Annotated in this window: 13 protein-coding genes; 11 read left to right on the top strand and 2 right to left on the bottom strand. The window is 63.8% G+C overall.

The window, feature by feature from the left end; all coding sequences use genetic code 11:
• Positions 1-105 precede the first annotated feature (105 nt).
• The gene (locus ACQY5K_RS09175; protein ID WP_428122263.1) at positions 106-786 is read right to left on the bottom strand and encodes an NYN domain-containing protein; all 681 of its coding nucleotides are present in this window, start codon (positions 784-786) and stop codon (positions 106-108) included.
• 181 nt (positions 787-967) lie between these two features.
• Between ACQY5K_RS09175 and ACQY5K_RS09170 the strand changes: the two genes are divergently transcribed.
• The 6 genes from ACQY5K_RS09170 to ACQY5K_RS09145 all read left to right on the top strand — a co-directional run bounded on the left by ACQY5K_RS09170 (position 968) and on the right by ACQY5K_RS09145 (position 11,901).
• On the top strand, positions 968-2,482 hold the full coding sequence (locus tag ACQY5K_RS09170) for an exonuclease domain-containing protein (RefSeq protein WP_428122261.1): 1,515 nt from the start codon (positions 968-970) through the stop codon (positions 2,480-2,482).
• A gap of 95 nt (positions 2,483-2,577) precedes the next feature.
• Positions 2,578-6,120 (top strand): RecQ family ATP-dependent DNA helicase, encoded by a 3,543-nt coding sequence (locus ACQY5K_RS09165; protein WP_428122258.1) that lies wholly within the window; start codon positions 2,578-2,580, stop codon positions 6,118-6,120.
• A gap of 71 nt (positions 6,121-6,191) precedes the next feature.
• Positions 6,192-8,024 (top strand): 3'-5' exonuclease, encoded by a 1,833-nt coding sequence (locus ACQY5K_RS09160; protein ID WP_428122255.1) that lies wholly within the window; start codon positions 6,192-6,194, stop codon positions 8,022-8,024.
• A gap of 499 nt (positions 8,025-8,523) precedes the next feature.
• On the top strand, positions 8,524-9,711 hold the full coding sequence (locus ACQY5K_RS09155) for an ATP-binding protein (RefSeq protein ID WP_428122253.1): 1,188 nt from the start codon (positions 8,524-8,526) through the stop codon (positions 9,709-9,711).
• 190 nt (positions 9,712-9,901) lie between these two features.
• Entirely contained in the window at positions 9,902-10,603 is a 702-nt protein-coding gene (locus ACQY5K_RS09150; RefSeq protein ID WP_428122250.1) for an NAD(P)/FAD-dependent oxidoreductase, read from the top strand.
• On the top strand, positions 10,600-11,901 hold the full coding sequence (locus ACQY5K_RS09145) for a hypothetical protein (protein ID WP_428122247.1): 1,302 nt from the start codon (positions 10,600-10,602) through the stop codon (positions 11,899-11,901). Before ACQY5K_RS09150 ends, ACQY5K_RS09145 begins: the two co-directional genes overlap by 4 nt.
• A 253-nt stretch (positions 11,902-12,154) precedes the next feature.
• Here ACQY5K_RS09145 and ACQY5K_RS09140 read toward each other — a convergent pair whose 3' ends face one another.
• Positions 12,155-12,757 carry a TetR/AcrR family transcriptional regulator C-terminal domain-containing protein gene (locus ACQY5K_RS09140; RefSeq protein WP_428122244.1) on the bottom strand — a complete coding sequence of 201 codons (603 nt, stop codon included), beginning with the start codon at positions 12,755-12,757 and terminating at the stop codon, positions 12,155-12,157.
• 102 nt (positions 12,758-12,859) lie between these two features.
• On the opposite strand from ACQY5K_RS09140, the gene ACQY5K_RS09135 reads away from it, so the two are divergent.
• From ACQY5K_RS09135 to ACQY5K_RS09115, 5 genes are all read left to right on the top strand, one after another.
• Positions 12,860-13,933: an ABC transporter ATP-binding protein gene (locus ACQY5K_RS09135; protein WP_428122242.1), complete on the top strand. Its 1,074-nt coding sequence runs from the start codon at positions 12,860-12,862 to the stop codon at positions 13,931-13,933.
• Positions 13,930-14,802: an ABC transporter permease gene (locus ACQY5K_RS09130; RefSeq protein ID WP_428122240.1), complete on the top strand. Its 873-nt coding sequence runs from the start codon at positions 13,930-13,932 to the stop codon at positions 14,800-14,802. Before ACQY5K_RS09135 ends, ACQY5K_RS09130 begins: the two co-directional genes overlap by 4 nt.
• Positions 14,799-15,593: an ABC transporter permease gene (locus tag ACQY5K_RS09125; RefSeq protein WP_428122238.1), complete on the top strand. Its 795-nt coding sequence runs from the start codon at positions 14,799-14,801 to the stop codon at positions 15,591-15,593. The genes ACQY5K_RS09130 and ACQY5K_RS09125 overlap by 4 nt, the downstream gene beginning before the upstream one ends.
• Before the next feature lie 86 nt (positions 15,594-15,679).
• Positions 15,680-16,837 (top strand): extracellular solute-binding protein, encoded by a 1,158-nt coding sequence (locus ACQY5K_RS09120; RefSeq protein ID WP_428122236.1) that lies wholly within the window; start codon positions 15,680-15,682, stop codon positions 16,835-16,837.
• 38 nt (positions 16,838-16,875) lie between these two features.
• Positions 16,876-18,258, top strand: coding sequence for an aspartate aminotransferase family protein (locus ACQY5K_RS09115; protein WP_428122233.1), 1,383 nt, complete (start codon positions 16,876-16,878; stop codon positions 18,256-18,258).
• Positions 18,259-18,267 lie beyond the last annotated feature (9 nt).

The following is an 18,267-nucleotide window of genomic DNA, read 5'->3' as shown; positions in this document are numbered from 1 at the left end:
ACCAGAGATGTAGCGGGTGTCACGCGGCTGATGTACGCTGCGGCCATATCCCCCCAGTCGCTTCCGGTGGCTGGGCGAAGGCCCGCTTCGGCGGGCCTTCGAGCATTATGCGTCGCTGGTCCAGGCTTGGGGCTTGCGGATCGGTCCCTTTGAATCGTGCAGCACCGCTGGCAGCTGGGCTCGCCCGAGCAGTTGACGCGGAACCTGTTTGTAGAACAAGCAGTTGAGTCCAAGGAGTTCACGAGATCGCTGGTGCCGGGGGTGCGGATTGACGATGCCCACCCTCACGCCCAACTCAGACTGTGCGACTCGAATCGCCTGAGAGAGATCCGAGTCATTGCTGATCACGACTGCCGTGTCGCAGGCGTTCTTGAACGCGTCCAGCAGCAGGTACGTGGCCAGGTTGACGTCGGAGCCCTTTTCTTCCGTCCTGATGACTTCCACCGTTCGGGGGCCGGCTGGCTCGGGTTGCGCCAGCGGCAGTCGGACCGGCCGAGTCTTGAAGTACCCGTAGTGGATCTCCAAGAGCGGCAGTGTTGCGAGAGCCCGAAGGTAGATGTCTTGGCGGTCGGCCTGCTGCGGGTCGTCCGGGCGGGCGCTCACGCGAGCCGTGAAGTAGCGGATCTTGACGATGCGGTCGCGCGGCAGAAGCAAGCGACACAGCGCCTCGAAGTCCAGCCACTTGTAACCAGTCCCCTTGACGGTGCCGTAGTAGAAGTTGAACCCGTCGATGTAGACGATGGTCCGGCCGAGTCGGTGCATCTTGCTCGATCCGAGGTCGCTCATTGCTCAGCCGAGGCTATGGCCCCTCCATCACAGAATGCCGTGGCCGGGTTCCCGCAACGCGCCTCTGCAGCAATCTGCGCTGGTCCGCGCGGATGCCGTGACCGTTCGCGTCGGCACAAATCCCAGCGGCCCCGAGGCAGCCAATATTGTGAACCGGGCCATGCATCGCCTACTCCCGCACGTGGTCTTCGACTTGGAGACCATTGCTGATCGGCCCGATGCGTCTGATCACGAAATCGTTCAGATCGGGGCCGTGCGGGTGAACGAAGACGGCAGGCTCGAGGAGTTCAACACGCTGGTGCGGCCTGAGCGCCGGCTTCCATCGCACATTGCGGAGATGACCGGGCTCGAATACGGCGACCTCGAATTCGCGCCGAGCCCCGAACGTGCACTCGAGGAGTTCTTCGAGTGGGTAGGTGAGAGGCCGACCGTCGCGCACAACGGGTTCGGCTATGACTTCATCGTCCTCGATGCAGCCGCGTCGGCTGCTGGCCTCGATGTTCAGCGCGGGTCGCGCCTCGACACCTTGGAACTGGCGCACCTGGTGTTTCCCCGCGCAGGCGCGAATGTCGTTCGCAGCGTCGATGGTTCTCGGCCGCCTGCGGGTCGCGACCTCGACGAGTTGGCAGTACTGGCGGGCCTTGGAGCGCGAGCCAAGCACGACGCGCTCACCGATGCCCGCATCACGCGCACCGTGATGCTGACACTGCTCGAAGAACTGAACCGCCCCACCCCGGCGCGTCAGTTGCAGCGCTGGGTGCTTGGCCGAGCGCGTCATCCGTGGTCGGACTTCTTGGACTCACAGCCGGATCCGATCGCCCTTGCCTCCGTTGTCCCCGAGGTTCCTGGGTCGCCACCGATCGCGCCAAGCGGCTCGCTCGACATTGCCGACATCGTTGCGGCCTTCGGCGATGGCGGCTCGCTGATGACCGGTGACCGAACGCCTCGCCCCCAGCAGGCAGAGATGGCCGAATTGGTGTCGCATGCATTTGCTCGCCCGGAACAGCGACTGATGATCGAGGCCCCGACAGGTACCGGCAAGACCTTGGCGTATCTGTACCCCGCCATCGAAGCCGCTCGGGCCTCAGGTCGCTTGACGGTGGTGGCACCCCATTCCCGGGTGCTGCAGGACCAGATTCTGGAGACCTTGGAAGGCTTGGAACCCGTACTTGCACCCTTCTCGGTTGTGGTGCTCAAGGGCCGCCGCAACTACGTCAGCCTCAACTCCCTCCAGCGGGAGATCGAGGCGTTCGCCGACGAGACGGTTGGCTCGCCCGCAGACCACGAAACGGCCATAGCCCTGTCCATCTTGTGTAGTTGGGTCGCACAGACGCCGACTGGCGACTGGGCCGATCTGCGCTGCAACGCCATCGATGAGCGCCTCACAGCGCTGCAGTTTCTTCGATGGAAGCTGCGGGTGGAATCCACCCCAGGGCCAGTCCAGGACCCGCTCGATCGGCTCGACTTCTACCGACGAGCACGGGCGAAGCTGTCACGCGCTCATGTGGCAGTGCTGAACCACGCCTTGCTCGCGTCGGGTCCCGCTCTGGACGGCCGGGAGTTCAACCTACTGGTTGACGAGGCGCACGACCTGGAGGACTCCATCACCGCGGCCTGCACCAAGCAAGTGGACGTGGTGCAGCTTGAGCAACTGTGCGCAGCGATTTGGATCCGGATCACCGCCGCGGTCTGGTGACGAGGATTGCGAGAGCGACTCGGACGAGTCCCGAGGATGTACCGCTCAGGTTGGTTCGCACAGCCACGCAGGCGGCTAGATCGGCGATCGCCGGCGTGTCTGCGCCGCTGGTCGAGTACGTGCGGGACCGTACTGGCGTCACCCGGGCGCAGGCCGTTCGTTACGGCGCCTCCCACCGAATCGTCCGGGGAGCGGATCGGCACCACGCGACCTACCGCTCGGCCTTGGACGCAGCGGGGGTGTTACGAGATGCATTGCGCCACATCGCCGATGCTCTCGACGCCATTCACATACCGTCGAGCCTGAGTGGCCGCTCCCGGTCTGACGCTCTTGAGGAGGAGAAGGCTCGGCTCGGCGGAGAGGCGCGCAACAGCGCCGAGTTGGTAGATGCCGTTCTGTGGGCGGAAACTCAGTTGCGCCTCATCGATGACGACCTCGACGAAGACGCGGACCTCAAGCTGTGGGTCAACGTTGCCGAGGTCCGGTTTGTCGGACCTGATACGGCGGTCAGCAGGACGGCCCACGGTCAGCCCGAAACCCAAGATGTCACTTCAGACCGGGACACTCATGCTGTGGCACGGGGACAGTGGCAATGGGAATTGAGGCGCGCGCCGGTCTCTGTGGCGGGCCTGTTGGCCGATGTCTGGGAAATCAGCAGCTCGGTGGTGCTCACCTCGGCAACACTGGCGGTTGATGACGATTTCAGCTTCGTGGGGAATCGGCTGGGTTTCAGCGGCACCGAAGCAAAGTCAATCCCATCGCCGTTCACCGACATCGCACAGCGGCACCTCGTGCTGCTCACCGACTACCTGCCGTCGCCGCGAGGCCAGCTCATCGATCGGTTTGCCGAGACAGAAGCCGCTGAGATTCCTCGGCTCTGCGTGGCCTCCGACGGGGGCGCAATGGTGCTGATGACGGCTCGAGCCCGCCTTGAGTACGTGCGAGATCATGCCCGCGGCCATCTCGCACCGCTCGGAATCGAGTTGTTGGCTCAAGATGCCGAAGCTGGCTCAGCCGCAGCGCTCATCGACCGAATGAAGAAGGACCTGAGCGCTTGTTTGCTGGGCTTGAGGTCCTTCTGGGAAGGCGTAGACATTCAAGGCGACGCGCTGCGGCAACTGATCATCGAGAAGATTCCCTTCGATCCGATAGGAGAGCCGCTGGTCAACGCCCGGATGGACCTGCTGGAACTTCAGGGTAGGGACCCATTCGCGCACTACTTGGTACCTCGCGCCGCCATCGCCCTTGCACAGGGAACGGGCCGGCTCATTCGCAGCGCTACCGACCGCGGAGTGACGGTCATCCTCGACAACCGAATGCGACGCCCGCTCGACTACGCCGACAAGATGCGGCGCAGCCTCGCCGGTCCTCCCGCAATACGGCCTGTCGATGCGCCTCATGAGGCCTACCGGGCGATTGCAGAGCATCTTGGCTTTGCCTACGACGACGCGCGCCGCTCGCGTATCGACCAGATTCCGGGCGTCGAAACGCTCTCGAAGGCCGCGCTTGACGTAGGCGACCCGGAAGCCCCGTTGGACGACGCCGACATCGAACGCCGCCTGGAAATCGCCCGGCGATGGCTCGGATTCGACGAATGGCGACCTGGACAGCGTGAGGTGATGACCCGATTCATGCGGGGCGAGGACGTGGTGGCGGTGTTGCCGACCGGTTCGGGCAAGTCGGTGACCTATCAGATACCAGCCTTGGTGTCGCCGGGAGTGACCGTGGTCGTGTCGCCGTTGGTGGCGTTGATGCGGGATCAAGTCGACAACCTGAGGGCACGGGGCGTCAACGAGGCAGCCGCGATCCACACCGGGATCAGCCAAGCCGAGCAGCAGGCTGTCCTGCATGCGGCAGCCCAGGGTCACATCAAGCTCCTGTATGTCAGCCCGGAACGGCTGTGGTCCCCCGCTTTCCTGAACATGCTGCGAGTTATCGAGGTAGCCCGGGTCGCGGTGGACGAGGCCCACTGCATCTCGCTGTGGGGCCACTCCTTCCGTCCTGAGTATGCGTCGATCCCGCGAGCGCTTGAGGCCGCAGTCGGTGGGCGTCTGCCCGTCGTTGCAGTCACAGCGACTGCAACGCCGGATGTTCTCGACGACATTGCTGAGCTTCTCCGGATGGCACCGGTCGGTGGACCTCTCGTCGGCTCGGTGGATCGGCCCGAGATCCGGTACTTCGTCGAGACATGTCGTAATCGCCGTGACCGTGACGTGCGAGTGGCACAGATCGTGGAGGCCTTCCGCCGACGAAGCGCCATCGTGTATGTGCCGACCCGCAACGACACCGTCCGGCTAGCGGCGCTGCTGCGTACCTTCGGTCATCGGGTTCGCCCATACAGCGGCGCCATGGAGTTGACGGAACGCCAACACACCGAGGACGCGTTTCGCCACGATGAGATCGATGTGGTGGTGGCGACCAAAGCGTTCGGACTCGGCATCGACAAGCCCGACATCGCGTTGATCGTGCACCTCGAAATGCCGGCCTCCATTGAGGAATATGTGCAAGAAACGGGCCGGCTTGCCCGCGGTTCGCGGGACGGTTCCGGACCCGAGACCGGCACAGCGGTGCTGCTGATGATGCCTGGGGACTGCCGCATCCACGAACACTTCGTACGGTCGTCTGCCCCCGACCTCGAGGTCGTCCGCCAAGTCTGGTCCGAACTGTCGGACGGTGTGAACTTCATCGATCCAGACCGCCGTGCGGCGAGGACCGGAAACGAGGACGGTGAGCGCGACGAGTCAGCGATGCTGGCGCTGCACTATCTGGAGCAGATCGGAGCCGTGCGCCGCCACCGGGACTTCGTGCTGCGGGGTCGCCTGATGGCAACTGAGGCCGCCGCTCAGATTCTGGAGGAACTGCGCGCAGATGATGCCGATTTCGCGGCAATGGCCGAACAGATCCTGACCCTTGCCGAGCAGGAGGGCGGCGACTACCGCGGTCTGCGATGGCGGACGCTGCTCGAGATGGTGCCGAGCGACATCGAGGAGGTGGCCCATGAGTTGCAGCATCGTGGAGCGTGCAGCTTCACGAGTTGGCGGTACGGCTGGGCATTCGAACGGGTGGAGCCGAGCGCCCCAGACTGGCACCGCCTGAGCAAGCTCATTGAGGAACGCCGTCGGACTGTCGCCTTGCGTGCCCGCGAAGCACACGAGCTTGCGCATGGCAGGCCGGTCTGCCGCAGGCGCGACATGCTGAGTTACTTGGGCGAACCCGACCGACTGCACGATGTCGTCGCATCGTGTGGTGCCTGCGACGCCTGCACGCCAGGGTTGCCGCGGCCTTGGATTGACTCGGAGATCGTGTTCGACGATGCCGCCGAGGCGGTGCGGGCTAACGCTTCGGCAGTTGCATTAGTCCTGATCTACGGGTCCGAGGGTGGCCAGTGGTCGCGCCGCAACTTGGTGCGTGCCCTGCGAGGTCAGTCGGGCGGCAAGTATCCCCTACACGAAATGCTTCGGGTCAACGGCTGCTTTGGGCGCCTCGCACTCTTGTCCGATCGTGAGGTCGACGACCTGTTCGATGGACTGATTGCCGATGGCTGCCTGGAGCAGTACACGCCTGAGGGCCGCGACTACAGCTCTCTGCACCTCACGTCTGAAGGCCGGAGACTGGCAACAGGCGGCCCACGGGTGTAGATCGCCGATCACGGCCTCTGCAGTCGGAAGAAGGCAGCTGCCACCGCAGTACCGCTACGTTCAAGAACTGCATGGCATTCCTGCTGCCTGAGAACTTGGCAAGCCGCTCCGACGTGCCGTTCCGGCTTCGTGGGGTCGCAAGGGCGTTTCGGCACTTCACGCCCGACGAAGTCACGGTGTGGCTGCGTGAGACCCAGGCCGGTCCGCCGTACCTCGTTGCGCTCGACCCAGCCTGCGGGATCATGGTGATCGACGCCCCATCGCTCTCCGCTCGGCGCCGTCGCCGCCGACGCAAAGGGGTCTTCGACTCGCCGGATATGCCAGGTGTGCCGCAGGAGATCGCCGAGCAACTTGAGGTCGCCCGGCAGGCGGGCCAAGTGAGCCGGGCTGTTGAGCTGAGCAAGATAGAGGATCTGCCCACAGCGCATGTGAAGTTCGTCGCTGACGGCCCCGATCTTCCCGACCATCGACTCTTCGGTGCCGATCTAGAGTTACCGATCCTCTCAGGATCAGACTTGACACATGAAGGCCTAGTGCCAGCGATCCGTCGCATCTTCGGTGGTGGACGCGACTGCGCCTTGAGCGGCCAAGAGGAGCAGCGTGCGCGTGCAGCCATCAACCCGCACATCATCCTGCCTGATCGTTCCACTGAGCAGCTACCGCTGTTGGGCGAACCCGATCTCAGTTCTGAAGACGTCATCCGTGCGATGGACCGCGATCAGGAGCGGTTGGCAGAGCACCTGAATTGGGGTTATCGCGTGATTCGCGGTGTGGCAGGCAGCGGGAAAACGCTGATCCTCATCAGCCGAGCTCGGCACCTGCACCGCCACTGGCCGCATCTGCGGATACTGCTCGTTACCTTTAACCGTGTGCTGGCATCGGCGCTGGAAGGTTGGATGGCTGGCGGAGATCTCGATTCCGCTGAGCGGAATCTGCTGGTGAGGAACATCGACCGCCTGCCCTCCTACGTGGTCGAGACGCTCCCAGGAGAGCACTTGGTCAACGAGGCTGGCTTCGACGCCCGTATCAAGCAAGCGACCAGCCTGACCGAACGCCTCGACGACAGTCGGCGCTTCGACGTGGTGCTGGTGGACGAAGCTCAGGATTTTGACCATCTACGGCTCGATTTGTGCTACAAGCTGCTGAAGTCTCAACGCAGGGATCTGTCGAGCAAGTCCCATCTGTTGGACTCGGGCGGGCATTTCCTTCGCGTGTATGACAGCGCTCAGAATGTGCTCAGGCGCCGGGGTGCCACCTGGAACCCACCGGGTGTGACTGCTCAAGGAAGAACCGAGGTGTTGCGGGTCAACTACCGCAACACACGCGAGATACTCGAATTCGCAATGAACTTCCTCGCGGAGTCGCACCAGTGGGCGCATTCACCTTTGGACTTGGACGACCCGGCTTCATTGATCCCTCCGGAATCGGCGCGGCGATCATGGAAACGGCCGCACCTCATGATGTGCACCAGCCTCAGGGCCGAAGCGGAGATGATCGCTTCACGCACGGCTGAGTTGATCGTCCGCGACGTTTCCCCAGAGGACATTGTTGTGATGCATGGATGCGCGGACTTGGAGGCCGAACTTACGAGAGCCTTGGATTATCGAGGTGTCAGGTATTTCTTGGTGCGCAAGGATCGAGATGGTGCCGTGAACGTTCGTGACCGGGTGCGTGTGTCAACTCTCACAAAGGTGAAGGGCCTTGAGTTTCGGCACGCATTCGTCTGTGGAGCAAACCAAGTCCGTGTGCCTGACGTAGCCGAAGACGATCAGTTCGCTGCTGCCAAGAGTCAGCTCTACGCGGCAATGACCCGGGCCATGGATGAACTCGAGATCATGGTGTCGGGGAATGGGCAGATCGGGGCCGCGCTGCGCGTCGCCGAGCGTCTACAGCGGGTGGGCTAGGTCTCGGGCCGCGCGCTTGCTGGTCCGAACCAGATGGCAGTTCACGATCCGATCTCGGCTCGATCGTCGTGCACGGGTTTGGCGAATCCGACTGGCGAGCGGTAGGCGAGCTACGGCGTCGTGCATCGCAGCGGGAATTCGCCGAGGTGCCTGATCCACTGGCGAGTCGCATCGAGGGCGAATTGGATCCTTCCGCGGCCAGCGGACATCAGCATGCCGGACTTCATCTAGCGGCTTCGGTGGAGCGATTGTGAGCGCACCGGGGATGGTGTGAGAGGATTGGCCGACGGCACCGGGCATCACCTCGCGCAGGGCGCTACTCGTCCCCCAGCAAAGGGCCGGTGGGGTTCTGTTGTCATTGTTGGACGTTGTTGCATCTGTCATATGCGGAGATGGTTGTGACCGGCGCAATAACGCCACCCGCTTCTGAATTGCGCAATACGGCGGCATAATCGTCAGATTGTGCACACACCTCTGGGCGAGGCTGTAACCTTCGATCGTGATCGAGCGCGAGATTGCGACGGAGCTGCGTGAGCGGTTTCGCCGGTACCCGTTCGTCGTCGTCACCGGTCCGCGTCAGTCGGGCAAAACCACGCTGTGCCGCAGCGTGTTCGAGCAAACCGGATGCGCGTATGTCAGCCTCGACGCTTTGGACAGACGCGCGCAAGCCGAGGCCGATCCACGAGGATTTCTCGCATCGCTCGGCACACCTGCCATCGTCGACGAAGTCCAGCATGTGCCTGACCTGTTCTCCTACCTCAAGGAATTAGCCGACCTCGATGGCCGCAACGGCCAATACGTCCTGACAGGCAGCGAGAATCTCAAGCTCTCCGGCACGGTTCGCGAGTCGCTCGCTGGCCGCGCGTCTCAGCTCCGGTTGATGCCGTTCTCCCTGAAGGAGATGCGGATGGCAGGTGCATCCACATCGTTCGGCGAAGTCGCCTACAGCGGGTTCTACCCCCGCATCATCAACGAGCGGCTCGAACCTCGTGAGGTGCTGGCCGACTATTTCGAGCTCTATGTGGAACGCGATGTCGCCCGGATGGGCGGAGTCGGCAATCTGTCAGCGTTCCGGCAGTTCGTCGCCCTGTGCGCGGGCCGGGTCGGCACGTTGCTGGACCTGACATCGCTCAGCGATGACGTCGGTGTTGCCCGCAGCACCATACGCAACTGGCTCACCGTGCTTGAGCGCAGCTATATCGCGTTCTTGCTTGCTCCCCACCATGTCAACGTCAGAAAGCGTCTCGTCAAGTCGCCGAAGCTCTACTTCTACGATGTCGGGCTCGTAAGCTACCTGCTGGGAATCGAGAATTCTCGACAGCTGGTGACTCACCCGCTGCGCGGGCCGCTGTTCGAGAACATCGTCGTGTCCGAGGCAGTCAAGCATTGCTACAACCGGGGCCGCGAGCCGAGGCTCACCTTCTTTCGCGACTCACGCGGACTCGAATGCGATCTGCTGTACGAACGAGGACACGGGATCAACGCGATCGAGGCGAAATCCGGCGCAACGGTCACATCAGAATGGATCACACGAATGGGTCGCGTCGCAGCAACTGTGCGGAGCATCACCGAGCAGACCATCGTCTACGGCGGTGACACCGCCATGACCTGGCGAGATGTCGGCATTGTCCCACTCGAGGGACTCGCCGAAGCGCTCACCGGATTCGACTCAGGAACGCAGCCATGAACCCGGTGTCCGCTGGGTAACTGACGTAGCACTCTCTTGGGACGATATGCGCGCAGTGGTGCGCGGAGGGGTGATAATTTGCGCACACTGCGTCGGCATGCCACGGGGCCGGTACCGGGGGGTACGGCTCTCGTCTGGCTTGGAACATTGGGGACCTGTGTATGGCTGAGCAGGCCCGGCATCACTGAGGATGCCTGAACAAGCGCGATGCGTCATTATCGGCGGCGGGGCAATGGGCGCCGGCCTGCTGTATGCCCTCGGGCACGAGGGCTGGACCGACACGATCCTGGTCGAGAAGGGCGAGCTGACCTCCGGATCGACCTGGCACGCCGCCGGGCTGATCCCGAACTTCATCGGCGATCTGAACATGGCGAAGTGCCACCAAGAAGCGATCGCGCTCTACCCGCGGCTGGAAGCCGAGACGGGGCTCTCCGCCGGCTGGCACGGCTGCGGTGCCATCCGTTTGGCACGCACGGCCGACGAGTCCGACTGGCACCACTACGTCCACGCCATGCTCACCCAGATCGGCGTCGAGTCGCACATCATCGGGCCCGATGAGATCGCCGAGCGGCACCCGCTGCTGACCGACCTCAGCGATGTCCGTCTCGGCTTCTACACCCCCAACGACGGCTGGACCGACCCGTCGAGTTGTACCAACGCCATGGCCAAGGGCGCCCGCGATCTCGGTTGTCGAATCATGCGGCACACGCTGGTGACCGGGATGTCCCAGCGCGCCGACGGCACCTGGGACGTGACCATCGTTCGCGGCGGCGCGGATCCGGGGCGGCGTCGCAACGGGTCGAACGGCGACGATGAGCAGGACACCATTCATTGCGAGCACGTCGTCAATGCCGCGGGGCACTACGCACCGCAGCTGGGGGCGATACGGTGAACGGGACGGCGCGCGAGGTCTCCGGCTTGTACATCGCAGAGCAATGGACCTCCCTGGACCCGGGTTGGCGAGTGTCCCTGACGCTCGCGTCCGCGGTGACGGCCGGCGACACGGTGACGGTGGGGTACACGATCCCGACCGGTGCGGATGCACATCCGCTCATGGGTTCCCAGTATCCGGTTGCATCCTTCGCCGGTGAGGTCGTCACGAACGAGACTGCCCCACCGGCGGGCAACGTCGTGTCGACGGGTCGTCTGTTGATATCGGGAACTGCGCAGGTCGGCGAGACGCTGACTGCTGACGTGTCGGGCATCGCGGATGCGGACGGTCTTACGCAAGTGGTGTTCCGATATCAGTGGGTCCGCGACGACGGCACCGGGGAGTCCGACATCGCTGGAGCCACCAGCAGTACCTACACGTTGGTTGACGCGGACCAGGGCAACACCGTCAAAGCGAGGGTGAGCTTCACCGACGACGCCAACAACGGCCAGACGAAGTACAGCGCCGTCACCGACGAAGTGGCCGCTGCGGTGCAGAGCGGGCCGGTGTGGTCTGCGTCGGTCACGGTGGGTGAGGACTCGTCGACGCTGCCGGCGTCCTTCGGGTTCTCGACCTATAGCCGGCTGGGGTCGTTGTCGGAACGCGACTTCACAGCGGGCGGTGTCCGGAATCGGGTGCACGTGATCGCGGAACGGACCGACGGCCTCTATCTGGTGCTGAGCCGGGAGCTGGCCTCGGACTTCAGGCTGGTGATCGGGGATCAGGAGTTCTTGGCCAGCGACAGCTCGGAGCCGCCCAGCGGTGCTGGGAACGGCCGCTACTGGTGGCAGACCAGCGGTCTGGGATGGAGCGCCGGCGACGTGCTGGATGTGAGCATCGAGCTGGTCGACGGTGATGTAGCCGACCGGCCGACGTCTCCTCCGACCGCCTACGTCAAGGGTGCGCCGATCAGTCATGACGGATCAACCACATTCAGCTTCCGGCTCTTCTTCTCAGAGAACGTCCCATTGAGTTTCCGCACCCTCAAGCATCATGCGATCGAGGTGACCAACGGGACGATAAAGAGCATGAAGAGAGTCGAGAAAGGCTCAAATAGTGAATGGCGTGTCACGGTGAAACCAGATTCGGATAGTGAAATCGTGGTGACCGTCTTGGCGACTGCTGACTGTGCCGCGAACTCGGCGATCTGTGCTGAAGACGGACGCAAACTGCACAACAGTGTCGAGTTCACAGTATGGGGCCCGAGCAACACCGACGCCGGCTATTTGCCCCGTGCTGTTCCCGGTTGGGACAATTGAGTATCGGGCACGTCAACTGAGGACATCATCGTCTCGGGCAGCCATTCGAGCGGGCTCGGGTGCGGCATCAGCGATCTGGCGGGGGTGGGCCGCCTGAGTTCCGAGGCTGCCGAGAAGCGTCGGCCTGACAGAACGAGAGCCTCTGCAACTGGGGCCTCGCTTGTCGACCTCGGGATGGCGACAGAGGGTGCTCCCGACAGGCCCGATTCTGCCGCAGCTCTTTTCCCAGGGCCGCCGGGATTTCGCTGTTGGGCTATCGGGGAAGGTCGACGGTGGCCATGAGGCCGTTGAGCAGCAGCCGCAGTGTTGCCTGGTGGTGGTCGGCGGGCCGTCCGGCCTCCATGGTTTCGGCGACCAACGGGAACTTGTCCTGGCGGTTGTTGATCTCCACGTCGACCTCGGTGTTGAGTGCTGCGCCGATGCAGTAGTCGTCGATGGCGAACAGGAATCTCGCAGAGTCCTGTGCCGTGAGGCCGGCGCCTCGCAGGCGCTCGTGCATTCGTTCGTAGTAGGTGAGAGAGGGATCGGTCCGGGCTGGCCTGGTGGCCAGCACTCCCATCATGTTGGGGTGCGCTTGGAGGGCCTTCAAGAAGGCGAGCGTGCCGCCGTAGACGGCTTCTTTCCAGTCTGGGTGGTCGAGCGGGTGCAGGTCGACGCCGGCGAGGACCTTTGCGTTCAGCAGGTCCAGGAGCTCGTCGCGGTTGGCAATGTGGTTGTAGAGCGAGGCTTGTCCGACGCCGAGGCGACCGGCAATCGTCCGGGTTGTCATTGCCTGCATTCCGCTCTCGTCGACGATCGCCATTGCGGCGTCGACGATCATCTCTCGTGAGAGCAAGGGTTCTGAGGGGCGACCCACGCTGGCGAGGCTAGGCCGCAACGCTGTTTTCTGGATCGCCCCCTTGCGCTCGGTGTCGGGCGCCCCTAATATAACGATCAATGATCGTTTATCGGCCGGGTGATGGCTGAGGGACTGCAGCTGCGCAACGTCTCCAAGACGTTCACAGCCCCCGAGGGCGATGTCGTGCGCGCCCTCGACGATGTGTCGATGGATGTCGCGAGCAACGAGTTCGTCGTGCTATTGGGACCGTCGGGCTGCGGCAAGACGACGCTGCTGCGCACGATCGCCGGGCTTGAGAATGTGGACTCGGGCGAGATTCACCTTGACGGAGAACGTCTCGACGACGCGCCGCCTTTCCGGCGGCCCGTCAACACCGTGTTCCAGAGCTACGCGTTGTTCCCCTTTCTCACTGTCGAGAGAAACATCGCGTTCGGGCTGGAGATGGAGAAGCGGCCCAAGGCCGAGATCCGTCAGCGGATCGTCGAGGTGCTCGACTTGGTGGAACTCTCGGGCTACGCCAAGCGGACTCCCGCTCAGCTCTCTGGAGGCCAGCAGCAACGAGTGGCACTGGCACGCGCGTTGGCCAAACGACCCAGCGTGCTGCTGCTCGACGAGCCGCTCGGGGCGCTCGATCTCAAGCTTCGCCGTCAGATGCAGACAGAACTCAAGCGGATCCAGCGCTCCACCGGGATCGCGTTCGTGTTCGTCACTCACGACCAGGAGGAGGCGCTGGCTCTCGGTGACCGTATAGCGGTGCTCAACGCCGGCCGCATCATCCAGATCGGCACGCCGCGGGAGATCTACGAAGCCCCGGCCACACGATTCGTGGCCGACTTCATCGGTGAGACGAATCTGCTGCCCGCTACCTATAGCGCGAACGGAACACTGGTCGTTGCGGGCCAATGGACGCTCCGCATCGCAGACATCGGGAACGTCGACGGGGCGGCCCTCTCGAGTGCCGAATCTGTCTCGCTCGCCGTGCGTCCCGAGCGGGTATGCCTGCATCCCGATGGGGACCTGCGGGGTGTAGTCGTCGAAGCCGCCTACCTCGGAGCCGACGTGCACCTGACGATCGACTTGGGGGACGGCCTGCGGATCAACGCTCGCGAAGACGCCCAAGACCACTCCGTCGAGATCGGGGATTCGGTGTCGTTACGCATCGAGCCCCGGCACACGAGGATTCTCACGTCGTGAGGGTCGGCACCAGATGGCTCGCATTCCCAGCGCTGGGATTCATCTCGGTCATGGTCGGCGGGCCGATGGCGGTAATCATCTGGTACTCGCTGCGGACCCGGGGCCCGGGCGGCGTCGGCGTCGGCGACGGGCTGACGACCGACGCCTACGAACGGCTCGCGGTATCGGAGAACTTCACCGGCGACGTCGGGTTCGACCCGACATACCTGCAGGTCATGTGGTCCTCGATCCTGCTCGCGGCGGTGACGATGCTCGTCGCGCTGGTCATCGGATTCCCGACTGCGGTGTGGATCTCGAATCGGCCCCGCCACCTGCAGCCGCTGCTGATTCTCGCTGTCACGATCCCGTTCTGGACCAGCATGCTGGTCCGCACCTACGCCTGGATCGTGATCCTGCGCGAGACCGGCCCGCTCGCGTCGGCCCTCGACGCGGTCGGGGTCGACGCCCCTCAGATGCTCAACACACGCGGGGCGACCCTCATTGGGATGGCCTACACGTTCCTTCCCTTCATGATCCTGCCCATATATGCGGCCGCTGAGCGTTTTGACCATCGGATCGCCGAAGCCGGGCTCGATTTGGGCGCCACCCCAGGCGTCGTTCTGCGCCGCATCGTGTGGCCTTCGGTGCGACCCGGCGTCGTCGCGGGCTGCTTGTTGGTGTTCATTCCTGCGATTGGCGCCTTCTTGCAGCCTGAGCTTCTGGGCGGCGGCCGCTCCTTGATGATCGCCAACCTCATTCAGCAGCAATTCGGAGCGTCACGAAACTGGCCGTTCGGGTCGGCTCTTGCCATCTTGCTGCTCGTCGTCGTCGGGACCGTCTTGGTCACCGCCCGTCGCGCTGCACATGGCGCTCAGGTGGTGCTGTCATGACCGGCCGGCTGGACACCCGCAGCTACCCGGGGGTCGGTTCCGCGGCCCGGGTGGCATTCGTGTTCCTCTACGCGCCGCTCGCCGTCGTGATCGTCTACTCGTTCAACAGCGGACCCATCGTGTCCCGTTGGGAGGGTTTCAGCCTGGTCTGGTACCGGGAGGTGCTGGAGCGCTCAGATGTCCGAGACGCGGTGTGGAACTCGTTGCGGGTCGCCGTCGTTGCGTCGGCTGCGGGGACCGTGCTGGCGATGCTCGCTGCGCTGGGCATTGTGGCAATGATCCGGCGGGGCTCGTCGCTTGCTGTGGGCTTCTTGTCCACTCCGCTGTTGATCCCCGAGATCGTGACGGCGGTCGGCACCCTGTCGTTCTTCGTGCTGTTGGACTTCGGGCGCGGCATGGCGACGCTGGTATTGGCTCACACAGCGTTCTGCATTCCGTTCGCATTGCTGCCGATCCGGGCGTGCCTTGCAGAGCTGGACCCCGCAGTGTTCGAAGCGGCCAGCGATCTCGGGGCCTCCGGGATTCGACTGTTCAGGCGGGTGACGCTTCCGCTGTTGGTTCCCGGGATCGTGTCGGGCGCCCTGCTCGCCTTCATCATCAGCCTCGACGACTACCTGATCTCGGCGTTCGTAGCTGGTCCTACCTCGACAACGCTGCCGATCTTTCTCTTCGGACTCATCCGCAGAGGTGCAAGTCCCCTCATCAATGCGGTGAGCACTCTGCTCCTCCTTGTGACGATCGCAGTGCTCACCGCCTCATACATCACAGCCAAATGGAGGAAACACAAGTGAGACCCACCAATGGAGGATCCATGCATGGAACAACTGCCGCAAGCGGCGGGACTACAAGACGCCGCACTAGTCGCCTGCTCTTGCCAGTGCTGTTGGCGCTGGCCCTGCTGGCAGCGGCATGCGGCTCAGACGACGACACCGACACGGCTGCACCGGAGCCGCCGGCTACGACAGCATCGGCAGCGGACGACGAAGGCGCCAGTGCCGGGCCCGACGCCGACGAACCGGCGAGCGGCGGCGAGGACGACCAATCAGCCGAGGCGCCGGATCAAATCGGCGGCGAGCTGAATCTGTACAACTGGACCGACTACATCTCTGAGGACCTGCTGTCTCGCTTCACCGACGAGACCGGCATCGCGGTCAACTTGAGCAACTACGACTCGAACGAGACGATGCTCGCCACCTTGGCCGTCGGCGGCACCGGCTATGACGTGATCGTCCCGTCGGACTACATCATCCCGCAGCTCATCGAGCAGGACCTGATCCAGCGGATCGACGCGTTTGCTCTGGAAAACGCTTCAAACATCGACCCGGCGTTCCTGAATCCCTACTTCGACGACGGGCGGGTGTACACAGCGCCGTACCTCTACGGCACCACCGGACTGGCCGTGGACACTTCACAGGTTCCTGATCCTCCCGACACATGGGCCGAATTCTTCGCGGTCCCCGAAGGATCCAACGGCTCGATCGGCATGATGAACGATCAAATCGAGGTGATCCACGCCGTGCTTCGCGCCGTGGAAGCAGAGCCTTGCTCGACGAATCCAGCTGACTACGCGCGGGCTGATGAACTGCTCGAAGAGTTCAAGCCTGCGGTCTCGGTCATCAACTCCGACGGAATCATCGAGCGGATGGCGGCCGGGGAGAACTCGATGCACATGGAGTGGAATGGCGCCGCGTACCGGTCGGCGCAGGAGAATCCCGACCTCGTGTACGTGTACCTGAGCGACGGGTTGACGCTGTGGCAGGACAACTTCGCCGTTCCTACAGGAGCACCAAACTTCGAGCAGGCCCTGGTGTTCATCAACTGGATGATGGATCCGCGCAATATCGCCGAAGCCACCAACTGGAACGCCTACGGCAACGCGATCACCGGCAGCGACGCATATGTGGATCCCGAGCTGGCTTCCAGCCCGATGGTCGTGCCCTCCGCCGAGCAGCTCGCGCATGCTGCGCCGGTGGAGTCGTGCTCTGTGGAAGCGATCGATCTCTATGACCGGCTCTGGACCTCGTTCCGGTCATAGGAGTCACAGATGTCGCAACCGAACCCCCGCTGCGCGCAATGAGCACTTCGCAGCCAGTCGACGGCGCCGATCATGTCGGCGATCTGAGCCAGGCCGCAGCCCGCCATCTGTGGAGCCACTTCAGCTCGCCAACAGCAGTTCCGATCATCGAGAGTGCCGACGGCTGCTACATGTGGGACGACGCTGGTCACCGGCTGCTTGACGGCCTCGCCGGTTTGTTCGTGACCCAGGTCGGTCACGGGCGCACCGAGCTTGCCGAGGCGGCTCGAGACCAGATGAGCAGGCTCGCTTACTTCCCGATGTGGGGCTACGGCCACCCGGCGGGTGTCAAGCTCGCCGCCCGGCTCGCGGACCTCGCTCCGGGTGACCTCAACCGGGTGTTCTTCACGAGCGGCGGCAGCGAAGCCATCGAATCGGCGTGGAAGCTGGCCCGCCAGTACTTCGCCGCAATCGGACAGCCGACCCGCTACAAGGTGATCAGCCGCAACCTCGCGTATCACGGCACGTCGCTCGGCGCGCTGTCGATCACCGGCCTGGCGTCGATCAGAACGGCGTTCGAGCCGCTCGTCCCCGGGGCGATCAAGGTGGCCCACACAGACGAGTACCGCGTCGGAGGATCCTGCGGCCACGAAGGCGATTGCCTGTGCGCTGCCGACGAAATCGAGCAGGCCGTGCTCCGCGAAGGACCCGACACCGTGGCGGCTGTGTTCTTGGAGCCGGTGCAGAACTCGGGCGGCTGTTACGTACCGCCGGACGGCTATTTCCAGCGGGTTCGTGAGATATGCGACGAGCACGGCGTGCTGTTGGTGTCCGATGACGTGATCTGCGGATTCGGGCGGTTGGGGCACATGTTCGGCGCTCAGCGGTTCGGCTACCAGCCCGACATGATCACGATGGCCAAGGGTCTGACCTCGGGCTACGCGCCGCTCGGCGGCGTGATGATCAGCGACCGGATAGCCGAACCGTTCTCGTCCGGCGGCAAGGATTTCACCCACGGCTTCACGTTCGGAGGCCATCCCGTAGCTGCGGCTGTCGCGTTGGCCAACATCGACATCCTGGAGCGAGAGGACCTTCCCGGGCGTGTGCGGATGCACGCAGACGCGTTTCGAGCCGGTCTGGGGGAACTGTGCGACATGCCGATCGTGACTGACCTGCGCGGCGACGGGTATTTTCTCGCGTTGGAACTCGACGCCGGCGGACCGTCGGAGTCCTCGAAGGCGCAGGCGCATGCCGTCACGGTGTGCAAGTACCTGACGAAGCGGCTGTACGAGCTGGGGCTGACCTGTCGGGCTGCTGCTCGGGGGGAAGTGCCCGTCATTCAACTCTCGCCGCCGCTGATCGCCGGACCGGAGCAGTTCAGCGAGATCACGTCAGCACTGAGGATCACGCTCGGTGATGCCATGGCCGAGTTCGACCTGTGACCGGGCGGA

Origin of the sequence: Candidatus Poriferisodalis sp. (genome assembly GCF_965262965.1) — a bacterium.
GTDB lineage: Bacteria > Actinomycetota > Acidimicrobiia > Acidimicrobiales > Poriferisodalaceae > Poriferisodalis.
The sequence above is the reverse complement of the archived record's forward strand: the minus strand, read 5'-3'. Positions and strand labels throughout refer to the sequence as shown.